General features: G+C 40.7%; 16 protein-coding genes, 2 tRNA genes and 1 other annotated feature. Of the genes, 17 read left to right on the plus strand and 1 reads right to left on the minus strand.

Annotated features, from left to right (window positions below):
• Positions 1 to 33: 33 nt before the first annotated feature.
• The 8 genes from ACQKL5_RS00635 to ACQKL5_RS00670 all read left to right on the plus strand — a co-directional run bounded on the left by ACQKL5_RS00635 (position 34) and on the right by ACQKL5_RS00670 (position 5,101).
• Positions 34 to 258 (plus strand): helix-turn-helix domain-containing protein, encoded by a 225-nt coding sequence (locus ACQKL5_RS00635; RefSeq protein ID WP_402874572.1) that lies wholly within the window; start codon positions 34 to 36, stop codon positions 256 to 258.
• Positions 259 to 542: 284 nt separating this feature from the next.
• On the plus strand, positions 543 to 1,346 hold the full coding sequence (racE, locus tag ACQKL5_RS00640; protein ID WP_427605980.1) for a glutamate racemase: 804 nt from the start codon (positions 543 to 545) through the stop codon (positions 1,344 to 1,346).
• 147 nt (positions 1,347 to 1,493) lie between these two features.
• Positions 1,494 to 2,564 carry a GerMN domain-containing protein gene (locus tag ACQKL5_RS00645; RefSeq protein ID WP_427605982.1) on the plus strand — a complete coding sequence of 357 codons (1,071 nt, stop codon included), beginning with the start codon at positions 1,494 to 1,496 and terminating at the stop codon, positions 2,562 to 2,564.
• A 304-nt stretch (positions 2,565 to 2,868) separates the two neighbouring features.
• A complete protein-coding gene (locus tag ACQKL5_RS00650) occupies positions 2,869 to 3,480 on the plus strand; it encodes an XTP/dITP diphosphatase (protein ID WP_427605983.1) in 612 nt (203 codons plus the stop codon).
• A 2-nt stretch (positions 3,481 to 3,482) separates the two neighbouring features.
• Entirely contained in the window at positions 3,483 to 3,992 is a 510-nt protein-coding gene (locus ACQKL5_RS00655) for a metallophosphoesterase family protein (protein ID WP_427605985.1), read from the plus strand.
• A 171-nt stretch (positions 3,993 to 4,163) separates the two neighbouring features.
• Positions 4,164 to 4,237 (plus strand) — tRNA-Arg (locus ACQKL5_RS00660).
• Between the two features lie 280 nt (positions 4,238 to 4,517).
• Positions 4,518 to 4,591: transfer RNA gene (locus tag ACQKL5_RS00665), tRNA-Arg, on the plus strand.
• Positions 4,592 to 4,900: 309 nt separating this feature from the next.
• A complete protein-coding gene (locus tag ACQKL5_RS00670) occupies positions 4,901 to 5,101 on the plus strand; it encodes a hypothetical protein (RefSeq protein WP_402960659.1) in 201 nt (66 codons plus the stop codon).
• A gap of 73 nt (positions 5,102 to 5,174) precedes the next feature.
• Here ACQKL5_RS00670 and ACQKL5_RS00675 read toward each other — a convergent pair whose 3' ends face one another.
• Positions 5,175 to 5,435 carry a hypothetical protein gene (locus tag ACQKL5_RS00675; RefSeq protein ID WP_427605987.1) on the minus strand — a complete coding sequence of 87 codons (261 nt, stop codon included), beginning with the start codon at positions 5,433 to 5,435 and terminating at the stop codon, positions 5,175 to 5,177.
• A 453-nt stretch (positions 5,436 to 5,888) separates the two neighbouring features.
• On the opposite strand from ACQKL5_RS00675, the gene ACQKL5_RS00680 reads away from it, so the two are divergent.
• The 9 genes from ACQKL5_RS00680 (at position 5,889) to leuB (ending at position 14,520) form a co-directional block, all read left to right on the plus strand.
• A complete protein-coding gene (locus tag ACQKL5_RS00680; protein ID WP_427605989.1) occupies positions 5,889 to 6,068 on the plus strand; it encodes a hypothetical protein in 180 nt (59 codons plus the stop codon).
• A 104-nt stretch (positions 6,069 to 6,172) separates the two neighbouring features.
• Positions 6,173 to 6,532, plus strand: coding sequence for a YidH family protein (locus tag ACQKL5_RS00685; protein ID WP_427605990.1), 360 nt, complete (start codon positions 6,173 to 6,175; stop codon positions 6,530 to 6,532).
• Between the two features lie 265 nt (positions 6,533 to 6,797).
• A complete protein-coding gene (locus ACQKL5_RS00690; RefSeq protein WP_427605992.1) occupies positions 6,798 to 7,073 on the plus strand; it encodes a GNAT family N-acetyltransferase in 276 nt (91 codons plus the stop codon).
• Between the two features lie 175 nt (positions 7,074 to 7,248).
• Positions 7,249 to 7,950, plus strand: a complete 702-nt coding sequence (locus ACQKL5_RS00695) for a peptidoglycan-binding protein (protein ID WP_427605993.1) — start codon at positions 7,249 to 7,251, stop codon at positions 7,948 to 7,950.
• A 250-nt stretch (positions 7,951 to 8,200) separates the two neighbouring features.
• Positions 8,201 to 8,459 (plus strand) — a binding site (T-box leader).
• A gap of 106 nt (positions 8,460 to 8,565) precedes the next feature.
• A complete protein-coding gene (gene ilvB, locus ACQKL5_RS00700; RefSeq protein WP_427605995.1) occupies positions 8,566 to 10,281 on the plus strand; it encodes an acetolactate synthase large subunit in 1,716 nt (571 codons plus the stop codon).
• A gap of 3 nt (positions 10,282 to 10,284) precedes the next feature.
• Positions 10,285 to 10,797, plus strand: a complete 513-nt coding sequence (ilvN, locus tag ACQKL5_RS00705; RefSeq protein WP_427605997.1) for an acetolactate synthase small subunit — start codon at positions 10,285 to 10,287, stop codon at positions 10,795 to 10,797.
• Between the two features lie 44 nt (positions 10,798 to 10,841).
• Complete coding sequence (gene ilvC, locus ACQKL5_RS00710; protein WP_427605999.1) at positions 10,842 to 11,870, plus strand: ketol-acid reductoisomerase; 1,029 nt, start codon at positions 10,842 to 10,844, stop codon at positions 11,868 to 11,870.
• Entirely contained in the window at positions 11,857 to 13,392 is a 1,536-nt protein-coding gene (locus ACQKL5_RS00715; protein WP_427606001.1) for a 2-isopropylmalate synthase, read from the plus strand. The genes ilvC and ACQKL5_RS00715 overlap by 14 nt, the downstream gene beginning before the upstream one ends.
• Positions 13,393 to 13,407: 15 nt before the next feature.
• A complete protein-coding gene (gene leuB, locus ACQKL5_RS00720) occupies positions 13,408 to 14,520 on the plus strand; it encodes a 3-isopropylmalate dehydrogenase (protein WP_427606003.1) in 1,113 nt (370 codons plus the stop codon).
• Positions 14,521 to 14,554: the final 34 nt, after the last annotated feature.

Below are 14,554 nucleotides of genomic sequence, written 5' to 3' on the forward strand. Positions count from 1 at the left end.
TTATGCTGGTGAAGGCAAGGAGGGTAACATTACTTGAAGGAGAACGAATTCACTCATAAGCCACTACTCACCAAAAGAGAAAAAGAAGTATTTGAGTTACTAGTACAAGACAAAACAACAAAAGATATCGCAGGTGAATTGTTTATTAGCGAAAAAACAGTTCGAAATCACATTTCAAATGCGATGCAGAAGCTTGGAGTCAAAGGACGTTCACAGGCAGTTATAGAGCTCCTTCGTATGGGAGAACTTAAGCTTTAATGTGTTGCTTTATTAATACGTAAGCCTTATATATCTATACTCTCCCGTTCATTTGCAGCATATAAGGAATGATGAAACATCTCGATGTTTCGACTTCCTTGGATGCTGCATATTTTTATGAGAGGAATATCTTGATGTCATAGAACTTCTGTCTTGAAATTTATTTCACTTTCTCCCAAAATGGTAGTATGATAAGTTTCATGAAGTTAGGTGAGAAGCTTAGGATTAGATTTCCTTCAGCTTAGAATTTCATCAAGAAATGAAAGAAAAATGAGGCGAGATTGTTGAAACAACCAATAGGAATTATTGATTCTGGAGTCGGTGGCCTGACTGTGGCTAAAGAAGTTATGCGTCAGTTACCGAATGAAAATATAATATACCTAGGCGATACGGCTAGATGCCCCTATGGTCCAAGGTCGAAAAAAGATGTTAAAAACTTCACATGGCAGATGACCCGGTTCCTAATGAAACAGGATATCAAAATGCTAATCATAGCCTGTAATACAGCAACTGCAGCGGTGCTGGATGAAATTAGGGCAATTCTTCCGATTCCTGTCCTCGGGGTCATCCTCCCTGGGGCAAGGGCTGCACTAAAGGTTTCGAATTCCCTACATATCGGCGTAATTGGCACAGAGGGAACGGTGAAGAGCAAAGCCTATGACGATGCACTCGTTTCCATAAACTCTGGTGTGGAAGTAGATAGTTTAGCCTGTCCGAAATTCGTCCCGATTGTGGAAAGCGGGGAGTTTCAAGGGGATATCGTCGAGAGGGTCGTGGCGCAAACGTTGAAGCCATTAAAGAAAATAAATATTGATACGCTCATTCTCGGCTGTACCCATTATCCTCATTTAGGACCCGTGATTTCAAAATTCATGGGAGACAAGGTACAAGTCATTTCCTCCGGGGAAGAGACGGCACGTGAAGCAAGTGTCATTTTGGATTACTACCGACTAAGCAATAGAAGCAAAAGGATCCCTGTTCATCGTTTTTATACAACGGGTTCTAAAGATATATTTGGTGCAATCGCATCGAGTTGGCTCGGCATAGAAATCGATACGATAGAGACCATTAAAATCGACCATCTTTAAGACTTCCATACGGAGGTCTTTTTTGTTTTTTTAAAACGAATGAATGTATGGAGTTGGTCAAGTTACTAAAGATGAGGGAAAATAATTGGTCTATTTTCGCTTAGGGCTCGTATAAATAGGAGTACAAACTGTCCTAGGAGTGATTTTATGTCCAATAAATCAAAAGTAACAGCAGCTGTGACAATCCTAGCTTCTTCCCTTTTCCTTTCTGGCTGCGGGTTGTTCGGCGCTGGCGAAAAAACGGAAATCGATCCCCCTAAGGATGTTTCTTTAGTGGAGGATGAAGCTTCGTTGGAAGAACCGAAGGAGAAGCAGCAGCCTGTAGCGGATGGAGAAGATGCGGCAACTGAACAAACAGTAAAGACCGAACTTTATTTAATTGATAAAAGTGGCTATGTAGTTCCACAGACTTTAGAACTTCCTAAGTCTGAAGCAGTCGCTAAACAGGCACTGGATTATTTAGTGGATAACGGACCAGTCACGGATAAGCTACCAAATGGGTTCAGGGCAGTGATTCCTGCAGATACTTCAATAAGCGTAAATATAAAAGAAGGAGTAGCTGTAGCTGATTTTTCACCCGAGTTTAAAAACTATCAAAAAGAGGATGAATTAAAAATTCTGCAAGCCATCACCTGGACTCTGACCCAATTTGACTCAGTTGATAAAATCCAGTTAAGGATTAATGGGGAAGATATATCGGAAATGCCGGTAAATGGCACACCGATAGACGATAATATCTCTCGAGCTTCAGGTATCAATATTGATGCGAGTGATGTAATCGATATTTCAAACTCAAAAGCATTGACGGTCTATTACATTGGCGGGGACGAGAAATATTCCTATTATGTACCTGTCACACGAAGGGTCAGTCAAAAGGAATCGGATAACGTGAAAGCGGCCATTAAGGAATTGACGAAGGGGCCAGCGGGATCCAACTTGCAAACGAGCTTCATGAGTGATGTTGCATTACTTGATGATCCTAAGGTTGCAGATGGAAAGGTTGTTCTAAACTTCAATGAAAATATATTGGGAAGTTTCAAAGAGAAAAAGGTCTCCAAGGATGTACTTGATTCTTTGGTTCTATCTTTAACGGAGCAAAAAGGGATTGAAAGCGTGGAGGTTCAGGTTAAGGGAAGTGCCGATCTTCTAAATGAAGAAGGAAAACCATTATCGGAACCGGTAATCCGTCCTGAAAAAGTGAACACAGGCAGTTTTTAGAGTGCGGTATTATTCGCTATAGATAGCGTGATTGGAGGTAGCATATGGCTGCCTCTTCTTTTTATTCTCTACAACTTTTTATAAAAATTCTCGGCCCTAAGTGCCATGATTATTGAAGAAGCTGGAGTTGTGATAAACTTAATTTATAAAGAATCCTCTAACTCCGTCGTTGTTATGAATGTCATCATGACATGTAGCAGAGAATCCGGGATACCTAGATGAATGAAAAAGGGCCTTGCACCCGGTTAATGTGCAGAGGTGTTAGAAGCCATTGACGATAAAACGTAAAAGGTGAGATGAGAAAATGAAAACAGTAATCATTGCGACAAAGAATCAGGGAAAAGCAAATGAGTTTAAAAACATGTTCGCTGCAAAAGGATATGAAGTCAAGACGCTTCTTGACCTACCGGATGCACCGGATATTGAGGAAACTGGAACGACGTTTGAAGAAAATGCAATTCTTAAAGCAGAAGCGATTGCTCATAAGTTAGGTCATTTTGTCATCGCAGACGACTCAGGGTTGATTGTGGATGCGTTAGATGGCCGTCCTGGCGTTTATTCTGCTCGTTATGCGGGAGAAGATAAGATTGATGCGGCAAACACGGAAAAAGTATTAAGGGAACTAGAGGGAGTGCCAGAAGCGGAAAGAACGGCTAGGTTCTACTGCGCATTGGCATTGGCTTCTCCAAATCAAGAAACGATTACCGTTTCGGGAACGATGGAAGGATTAATCACTGAACAACCTTCAGGAACAAATGGTTTTGGCTATGACCCAATCTTTTTTGTAGAAGAGCAGGGGAAAACAAATGCAGAACTGACAAAAGAAGAAAAAAATAATATCAGCCACCGTGCAAATGCATTGAAAGCATTGGATGAAAAACTGGAAGAATTCCTTAGACAGGAAGAAGGAATGTGACTATGAAAGTGCTGATAATGAGTGATAGCCATGGCCTTACTCATGAGTTAAGCATGATTGCTGAGCGTCATAGGCAAGAAGTTACTGCGATGATTCATTGCGGAGATTCAGAACTTGATAGCAAAGACACACTTCTTGAGGGGTTTTTGGCGGTACGGGGAAATTGTGATGATGGTGGCTTGCCTAATGATCTCATCCAAGACATCGCTGGCAAACGCTTCTTCATAACGCATGGGCATCTATACAACATTAAGATGACATTAATGAACTTGTCTTATAAAAGTGAAGAAGCGGGAGCTGATATAATTTGCTTCGGTCATTCCCACGCAGCAGGTTCTGAACTGATTGACGGCAGGCTATTCATTAACCCCGGAAGCATTCGCCAGCCTCGGGGAAGAAAAGAAAAAACGTATGCAGTTTTGAATATTGAAGAAAGTCAACTTGAACTTTCCTATTACGACCTTGAAGGAAATACAGTCGAGGAACTAAATAAAACTTATAAAATCGACTAACATATGGTATAATGAACAGGAAGCGCTCCTTGCTTCCTGTCTTATAAAATGAAGAAAAAATTATGAAAACCATTGACTTTCTTTTAATATCCTAATATAATAAGAATTGTCCTTAGGGAACAGTTAAGTAACGTTAATACATAAGTGTTACCGCAACTTATATCATAAAATGTCTCAGTAGCTCAGCTGGATAGAGCAACGCCCTTCTAAGGCGTCGGTCGGGAGTTCGAATCTCTCCTGGGACACTACCAAAACAGCCAAAACCTTTTAGAGGATTTGGCTGTTTTTTTTGTTATGAACCTTACTCTTTTATTTGGCAAGTTTTTTAAGGGGAAATGAATTGAATACCTGAAGTTATCACTTATATTCTACTTGGGAATTTTTGCGAATGGGTAAAACCTCTATAAAGCCAAAAGAAAATTATATTAAAAACTTAAAAATAGTTGACTTTCATTTGGATCTTTACTATAATAAAAAATGTCTTATTGAAAGATTAAGATGCATACATAAATATTTCCGTGAAATGTCTCAGTAGCTCAGCTGGATAGAGCAACGCCCTTCTAAGGCGTCGGTCGGGAGTTCGAATCTCTCCTGGGACACTACCAAAACAGCCAAATCCTTTTAGAGGGTTTGGCTGTTTTTTCTTTTCCGAGTATTGCTTGTGTTTTTTATTATATGTTTATAATTCGCCTTACTCCTGATCAGTTATCTTTCATACTGATTCCGAAAGGATAATACAATTAAAATAGTGGATATCGAATGAATGATATTTCTAATGATGGAGATAACGGTGTACGCCCATAGATCTATTGCTATGTAGCTTCTTTACTAACTTGTTTATATTTCCATTTTAGAGAAGGTGGATTATCTTTTATGTCGAACTGTATAGGAATAAGGGAGATGTTTAGATGAATAAAGATAGCTTATTTAAATTCATTCAAACTTCCACGCGAGGGAATTTCTTTTCAGTAGAGATAGCCCAAGATGGAACTAAAGTTGTTCAACTGGCCAAGGAGCTAGAGCAAGAAGGAAGAATTAAACTAAGAGAGTGTAAATCGCAAAACCAAGGGGTTTATCTGGAAGGAATCCTTAAATTTGTTCCTAATTAATGAACCTTAAAGGTTCATTTAGGAAGAGGAAAAAAGCATCCAAAGAGTTGGATGCTTTTTTTCTGCTTTTGAATCAATCTTTGTTTAAGCTTTGTAGATTTTTATTTATGATTTCACGGTTCTTAATTATTGCTGTGTTTAATTCTTCAAGCGGTGTTCGAGTAATATCTTGATCAATTGGAAGTGGGTTCTTGTTGGACGGATGCTCCAATATTGAATCAATGGTATCACGTAACTGAAGCATTGATATATTGAATTTTGCTGAGATGTTATATAATTCTTTATGTATTTCAGGGTTATGGATAGAAACAACCTTTCCATGCTCTGATTTCATTGATATATCCTCCTCTAAAGCTTGATACGAATATATATAGCTTATTATTGAGATATGATAATTATACATGGAAGGCAGGTTTTTTTCATGGGGAAATAAACTCAATTTAGATTTCTTACTAAAAAAGAAATTATAGGAGAATATTAATGAAGGTATGCTGGATTCGTCATGAGGGTGTCAGTATTGAGGTTTAAGAATCGGGATGTTAATCCATGATTAATCACATCTGCAAATGGTAATTTCGGATTGAAATGCGAAAAAAATGAAGAGTATAAGTAAAAAAGGAAAAGTAACATACATACTACAGCTTTTGTGATCAGGATAGGCTCCTTTATTTTATTTCCCTGAATGGGTGAGTGCTTCGACTTTATTAAGATTTTAGCCCATATATCTTTTGGATATAGTAAAATAGAGGCTGAGAGCTTGATAAATAATCAATTTTAGGAGTTGCACATGAAGCGGTTTGGATGGTTTATAACGGGAATTGGGGTTTTACTCGCACTGGGTGCTCTGCTTTATCCCTTGAATGTTATCAATAAGGTTGTTTGTATTTATTTATTACTAGGTGGATCCGGGCTTATGTTCGTTGGTTCCATGTTTAGGGCCTTTTCCCTTCTTAAGAGAAAAGGGTAATGACAGGTGGGTTGATAGATTAAGGTGGCTCTATGTAGAAGTGAATTGGAGTCCCCTGAATATCAGCCTTTTTTAGGGAATATAAAAAAATCAGGTGATGAAGAGTGGAAAAGAATCAATTGAAGTATGCACAGCAGCATTTGGCCAATGAACGGACTTTTTTGGCGTGGATTCGAACCGTGATCGCCATTGTAGGAGTGGGTTTTCTAACAACGAGTCTGCACTTTACGGTAGGTGTTTATCGAGATGCACGAATTGATTTGATTAGTATCGTACTTGGAATGTTTACCTGTTTTCTGGGTCTGGTGATCACCGTATTGGCAACGATAAGTTATCTACAGAAGAAACGACAAATTAACGAGGAGACCTTCAAGCCTTCTGCTACCCAAGTAATTCTGATTGCGGTGTTTATGGTTATTTTATTATTGATGATCATTTTATATTTTCTCTTTATTAAATTATAACAATCTGTCCTATTAATTAGGGCATTTTTTTATGAGCTTTTTTATTTGAATAATATACCTAGCATAATATACGGCATGAATTCGATGGGTGATTATGCGAAGAGGAACTATAGTTAGTGGAATTTATGATGGTTGTGTTTACAATGCAGGTCCTTACCCACCTTGGGATGTCGTCTTTAGAGTCCTTCATTGAAGGCTCTATCAATTATTTGTTTCGTAGTCAGATTGTGTTATATCATATAAGGGACAAAAGGAGGTCATCAAGATGGTAGATATCCAAAAAGGTGAAGGGGCATTTTTCGTCGAGGATTTAGGTGAGAAGCTCGCTGAGATTACGTACTTTAAATCAGGTGATAAAGAAATTACGGTGAATCATACAGTTGTTTCCGAGAAGCTGCGAGGGCAGAAGGTTGGAAATGCATTGGTTGAAAAGGTGATTGAACTGGCACGTGAGGAAAATTTGAAGATTGTTCCTGAATGTACATTCGTCCAAAAACAATTTGAAAAAAATGCAGATTACGAAGATGTTTTAGCCAAATAAGTAAAGGGCTGGATGCAAGGAAGAGGATGGACCCCCATTCTCAGCCTAAGTATCCAGCCCTTTTTCTTTCCGATTAATCATGTTTAACGACAAATTCCTCTTAATTTCATGATTTTAGGGATACTGCCTTTCCCATAACAGGCTTGTTTGCATTGTATATAGGGGAGGCGATAGTATGACTATTAAATTGAAGACCCTATTAGACCGGGCAACTAAAAATATGGGAAGCGGTATGAACTCGGTTGTTAAAGAATCAATCCTTGAAGTGATTAAATTAGCGTATGATGAAAAAATTTACGTTCTAATTACATCAGGATATCGAAGTTTTGCAGAGCAAAATAAATTATTTGCTCAAGGACGGACGGACAAATCGAAACCAATTGTGACTAACGCTAGAGCTGGTGAATCTTTACACAACTATGGTTTGGCTTTGGATTATGTCATTGTCAGCGATGACGGTCGTAGGGCTATATGGACGGTCAATAATAAATGGAAACGGGTGGCAGCAATTGCGAAATCATTGGGATTTGCGTGGGGAGGAGATTTCTCATCGTTCCTTGATTACCCGCATCTTCAAATGACTGGTGGTTTAACTATAAAGGACCTTCAAAATGGGAAGAGACCTAATTTAGTGTCCAAAGTTAAAAAGACCCCTAAAGATACACCTTTTCCAGGAACCATCTATAAAGTGAAAAGTCCACTAATGAATGGGAATAATATAAAGAAGATTCAACAGAAGCTTGGAATGCCTACTAAAGATATTGATGGGTTATATGGGGCTAAAACTGAAAAAGCAGTGATTGCCTTTCAGAAAAAAAATGGCTTACAGGCAGATGGTGTGGTAGGTAAGAATACTTGGAATAAATTATTTAACTAACTTTCATGATCTTTATATGTCTTGTAAGAATAAAGGATTAGGGAATTTCATGTTTTTTAACGATAAAATCACATTTTATTTTTTTGATGTAAATAGGATAATAGAAGGGATGAAAGCGTATACAAAAAAGTTGATAATTTAGAATTGTCAAATAATTTGCTAAATAGCTGTTGACTATAGCCCAAAATGCGAGTAAGATAATCTCAAATACAACACATCAAACATAAGCGGATCAAAAAAATAGAATAATGCAAAAACATTGAAAAGGATAAGTAGTCTTTTTGCAAGACATTCACAGAGAGCCGGATTGCTGAGAACCGGTATTGTCCCAAAAGATGAACTCACCTTGGAGTTTCAGCTTGAAAGTTATACTAGTAGAGCTGAACGGGTGCGTACCAGTACCCGTTACCAAAACAGAGAATGGTGTAAACCGTTCAAAGTGCGCGTGGAGTTTCATGCGAAAAAGGGTGGTACCGTGGAGCGACAGATAAAGTCTTTTCACCCCTTTAACTTGCTAAATGCAAGTACATTTGGGGTGAAAAGGCTTTTTTGTATGCAAAAAAATCCGAATATTTAGAATTTTATTGAGTGAGAAAGCGGAGGAGGTCTTTACGAATGACACAAAAAGCAGTAGTGGCTGATCGAAAAGGTGGAAAGACACATTATAGTGGTGCCGAGTTTTTGATGGAAGCATTGAAACAGGAAAATGTTGAAGTCATCTTTGGTTATCCTGGTGGTTCTGTATTGCCGATTTATGACAAGCTTTATAGCTCAGAGCTTTTTCATATTTTGACAAGACATGAGCAGGGTGCGATTCACGCAGCTGAAGGGTACGCCAGGATTACCGGCAAACCTGGAGTGGTCATTGTCACATCCGGACCAGGAGCCACAAACATTGTTACTGGCTTAGCGGATGCAATGATTGATTCTCTACCACTTGTTGTTATTTCGGGTCAGGTAGCTACTAGCGTAATTGGAACGGATGCCTTCCAGGAGGCAGATGTACTTGGAATCACGACTCCCATTACAAAACATAACTATCAAGTGAGAAAGCCGGAAGACCTCCCACGTATCATTAAAGAAGCGTTTTATATCGCTTCAAGCGGACGACCGGGTCCCGTGTTAATAGATATTCCTAAGGATATGGCGATTTTGGAAGGAAAAACAATGGAAGAAGAGCCCGAGATGGACCTGCCGGGCTATCAGCCGACAACAAAGCCGAATTACTTGCAGATTAGAAAACTTGTTGAAGCCGTAAGTGGTGCAAAAAGACCGGTTATACTTGCTGGTGCAGGTGTCCTGCATGCAAAAGCATCCCATTTATTGAAGGAATATGCCGAACAACAGGGCATACCGGTTGTTCACACTTTGCTTGGTCTTGGTGGTTTTCCAGCCGATCATCCGCAATTTATTGGAATGGGTGGAATGCATGGCAGTTTCACAGCTAACATGGCGTTATCGAAATGTGATCTTTTAATAAATGTGGGTGCAAGATTCGATGATCGTTTGACCGGGAATTTAGCCAAATTTGCACAGCATGCAACAGTTGCCCATATCGATATTGATCCCGCGGAAATCGGAAAGAACGTACCGACCCAAATTCCCGTTGTCGGCAGTGCAAAAGAAGCTTTAACGGAATTAATAGTACAAAGTGGGAAAAAACCTGATATTACGGAGTGGACTAATCAGCTGAAAGAATGGAATGAAGAATTCCCCTTACGTTATACCCAAGAAGAAGGGATTCTGAAACCCCAACGTGTCATTCAAATGCTTCATGAAAAAACGAAGGGGGAAGCCATTGTTACGACGGATGTTGGACAGCATCAAATGTGGGCGGCTCAATATTATCCCTTTAACCGACCAAATTCATGGGTCACTTCCGGTGGGCTGGGTACGATGGGATTTGGCTTACCGTCCTCTATCGGAGCGCAAATGGCAAACCCGAAAGCGACCGTTCTTTCGATATCGGGGGATGGCGGTTTCCAGATGTGTCTTCAAGAACTTTCGGTTATTGCTGAAATGAACTTGCCGATTAAAATCATCATCATCAATAACGGTGCGTTAGGAATGGTAAGGCAATGGCAGGAACTCTTCCATGATAATCGCTTTTCCCATAGTGTCTTCCAATCTCAACCTGATTTCGTGAAATTGGCTGAAGCATATGGAATTCCAGGGTTTAAAGCGACCACGGAGGAAGAAGCCAGTGCTTATCTCGATCAAGCGCTTGCGACGGAGGGACCGGCATTGATCGATTTCCGTGTCAAGCAAAAGGAAAATGTCTTTCCGATGGTTGCATCAGGAAAAGGCCTGGATGAAATGGAAGGAGTCTAAGCAATGAGGGGAATTCTAAGCCTTACGGTGAACAACAGGCCAGGCGTCCTTAATCGGATTACGAACCTATTCACGAAAAGAAATTATAACATTGAGAGTATGACTGTCGGTAAATCTGAACAGGAAGGCATTTCAAGGATGACCTTCGTGGTCGATGTTGATGACGAAACGGTCATTGAACAAATCACAAAACAATTAAACAAACAGATTGAAGTTCTTAAAGTAATTGATATTACCAATCAAGCAATTGTGGCTAGGGAACTGGCACTCGTCAAGATATTGGTGACAAGTCAGACCCGACCAGAAATTTATTCGGTAATTGAGCCTTTTCGGGCATCTGTAATAGATGTAAGTAAAGATAGCCTTACGGTTCAAATTACGGGGGAATCAGATAAAATCGAAGCCTTTATCGAACTCATTAAACCTTATGGTATCAAGGAATTGGCAAGAACAGGGACAGCAGCTTTCCCACGTGGAATGCAGATGTCATATGCAAAAAGCGCAACAATCGTTTAAAAACAAAACCAAACTATATGGATAAGAAAAGGGAGATGTAAATTATGGCAAAAGTATATTATAACGCAGAAGCAAACGAGAACTTTTTCAATAATAAAAAGGTAGCGGTAATCGGATACGGATCACAAGGACATGCACATGCTCAAAACTTACGTGACAGCGGTGTTGATGTAATCGTTGGAATTAGAAAAGGGAAATCGTTCGATAAAGCAGTAGAGGACGGATTCAATGTATATACAGTAAGAGAAGCAGCGGAGCAAGCAGATGTAATCATGAACCTTTTACCAGACGAAACTCAACCGAAAGTATATCAAGAAGAAATCAAACCCGTATTGCAAGCAGGTCAAGCATTAATGTTCGCGCATGGATTCAACGTTCACTTTAATCAAATCGTTCCACCAGCAGACGTAGATGTGTTATTAGTTGCTCCAAAAGGTCCAGGACATCTTGTTCGCCGTACATATGAACAAGGTGCAGGGGTACCGGCATTATTCGCGATCTATCAAGATGTTACGGGAGAAGCGAGGGAATTGGCACTTGCTTATGCTAGAGGAATCGGAGCACTAAGAGCGGGTGGATTGGAAACAACGTTCCAAGAAGAAACAGAAACGGATCTTTTTGGAGAACAGGCCGTGCTTTGCGGTGGATTAACTTCGCTTGTGAAAGCTGGTTTTGAGACTTTGACGGAAGCTGGTTACCAACCGGAAGTTGCATACTTCGAGTGTTTACATGAACTGAAATTGATCATCGACCTTATGTATGAAGGTGGCATGGAGAACATGCGTTATTCAATCTCTGATACCGCTCAATGGGGAGATTTCGTTTCTGGTCCACGCGTTGTAACGGAAACGACAAAAGAAGCAATGAAAGCTATCTTAAAGGACATCCAAGAAGGTGAATTCGCCAAAGGGTGGATCTTGGAAAACCAAGCAAACCGTCCAGTCTTCAATGCTATTAACAATCGCGAGAACCAACACCAGATCGAAGTGGTTGGTCGCGAATTAAGAAAAATGATGCCATTCGTAAAACCACAACAAACAGAGAAAGAAGTGGTAGCCGTTGCGAAAAATTAATATTTTCGAAACCTCACTTCGTGATGGGGAGCAATCGGCGGGTGTGAACTTAAATTTCACCGAAAAGCTTGAAATTGCTTACCAGCTCGAAAGGTTGGGTGTGGATATTATCGAGGCCGGTTTTCCGGCAGCGTCCAAAGGAGACTTCAACTCCGTACAGGAAATCGCGCGCAAAATAAGAAACAGCTCTGTTACAGGGCTGGCGCGCGCTGTAAAGGGGGATATTGACGCTGCGTGGGACTCATTAAGAGTTGGGGCAGAACCAAGGCTGCATACATTTATCGCCACGTCTCCGATTCACCGTCAATATAAGCTGAAAATGTCAAAAGAACAAGTGATTGAGAAATCAGTTGCCATGGTCAAGTACGGGGCAGAGCGTTTCCCAGTCGTACAATGGTCTGCTGAGGATGCCAGTCGAACTGAACTTGACTATCTGGCTGAAATAGTCGAAGCGGTCATTCAGGCGGGTGCGAAGGTTATCAATATACCGGATACAGTGGGTTATGCAGCACCGATTGAATATGGAAACATCTTCCGTTACCTACGTGAAAATGTTCCTTCCATCGATAAAGTAAGCCTCTCAGCTCACTGCCATGATGATCTTGGAATGGCAACGGCTAACTCATTGGCTGCCATTGAAGGTGGGGCAACGCAAGTCGAGGGGACGATAAATGGAATAGGCGAACGTGCCGGCAATGTGGCCCTTGAAGAAGTGGCGATGGCCCTTTACATCCGAAAAGATTTCTATCAAGCGGAAACGGGTCTCGTCTTAAATGAAATCAAAAGGGCTAGTGATCTAGTTAGCCGTTTAACGGGAATGCAGGTTCCTGCGAATAAAGCCATTATCGGAGCCAATGCCTATGCCCATGAATCCGGGATTCATCAAGATGGCATGTTAAAAGAAAAAACGACGTATGAAATTATTTCACCGGAACTAGTCGGTGTTTCATCTAATTCACTTGTGCTAGGTAAGCATTCTGGCCGACATGCTTTCAAAGAGAGATTACAAGAATTGAATTTCTCCGTAACAGATGAAGAAATGAATTCTTTATTCGTTCAATTCAAAGAATTGGCGGATAACAAGAAAACAATGACGGACGAAGATATCGTAGCCCTAGTTCTTGAGCAAAAAGCGACTGATATCAGTTTTTATGATCTGATTTCTTTCCAGATATCTCATGGTACGCACCAAGTTGCAACGGCCACGGTTACGTTGAAAAAAGGCAATAATGAAGAAATTCAAGAAGCAGCTACAGGTGCAGGTAGTGTTGAAGCCCTATATAACACGTTGGAAAGATGTTTGGGTAGTGAAGTCAACTTACAGGACTACAGGATACAATCTGTGGGAGCTGGGATGGATGCTTTAGCGCAAGTTTTCGTGAAAATTAATTACAACGGTGTGGAGACGAGTGGGCGCGGACTTGACCAGGACGTATTGGAAGCTTCGGCAAAAGCCTATTTAAACGCAGTGAACCGTGTTGTCATCATGAAGGAATTAGAAGAAAAAGCAGTTTTGCAATAGGAAGGGGAGATTTCGATGAAAAGGAATATTACGGTGCTTCAAGGAGATGGCATAGGGAAAGAAGTTACTAGAGGCGCTGTAGAAATTCTTGAGGCCGTTGCCCAAAGGTACGGACACGATTTTGAATTTCAATATGGAGAAATTGGCGGTGGGGCAATCGATAATACTGGGTTGCCACTGCCGGACGAAACGATAGAGATCTGTAAGAATAGCGATGCGGTATTATTAGGTGCTGTCGGTGGGCCGCAGTGGGATAATCAGCCTGCACACCTGAGACCTGAACGTGGGTTATTGAAAATCCGCAAAGAACTGAATCTCTATGCTAACATCCGGCCAATCAGCTACTATTCCAGTTTGTCGGAATCTTCACCCCTTAAAAAGGAATTCATTGAAGATGTGGATTTCGTTATTGTACGCGAACTAACGGGTGGCCTTTATTTTGGGAAACCAAGCGAACGCGTGGAACGTGAAGGGAAGGACGCGGTTGTCGATACTCTCTTTTATCAGAAAGATGAAATGAAGCGCATCATTGAACTTGCGTTTAAATTGGCCTCCGACCGCAAGAAAAAAGTGACATCGGTCGACAAAGCCAATGTCCTTGAATCTAGTAGGATGTGGCGGGAGACGGCTGATGAAATCGCAAAAGACTATCCGGAAGTGGAACTTGAACACATGCTTGTTGATAATGCCGCCATGCAACTTATAAAGAACCCGAAGCAATTTGATATTATCGTGACGGAAAATATGTTTGGCGACATTTTGAGCGATGAAGCGTCCGTATTAACTGGTTCACTTGGCATGTTGCCTTCCGCCTCTATTTCAACGGAAGGACCTAATTTATACGAACCGATACATGGATCTGCTCCTGATATTGCTGGTAAAAACTTAGCAAATCCAATTGGGATGATTTTATCCGCTGCATCGTTGCTACGCTTATCTTTTGGGTTGGAAAATGAAGCAGATGCGGTCGAACAAGCGGTGGAAACGATTCTCGATTATGGATTGAGGACAGGTGATATTGCTAACGGTCAATCTCCAATTACCACAACGACAGAAATGATTGCCCAGATAAAAGCGACGCTATTAGACCAGGAAGCCATCTCCAACATCATGGGAGCTTATGCTTAACCTTCTTTCACGGCCTAAACTTAGGCCGTGTTTT

The organism is Peribacillus sp. NPDC097675, assembly GCF_050277655.1.
GTDB lineage: Bacteria > Bacillota > Bacilli > Bacillales > DSM-1321 > Peribacillus.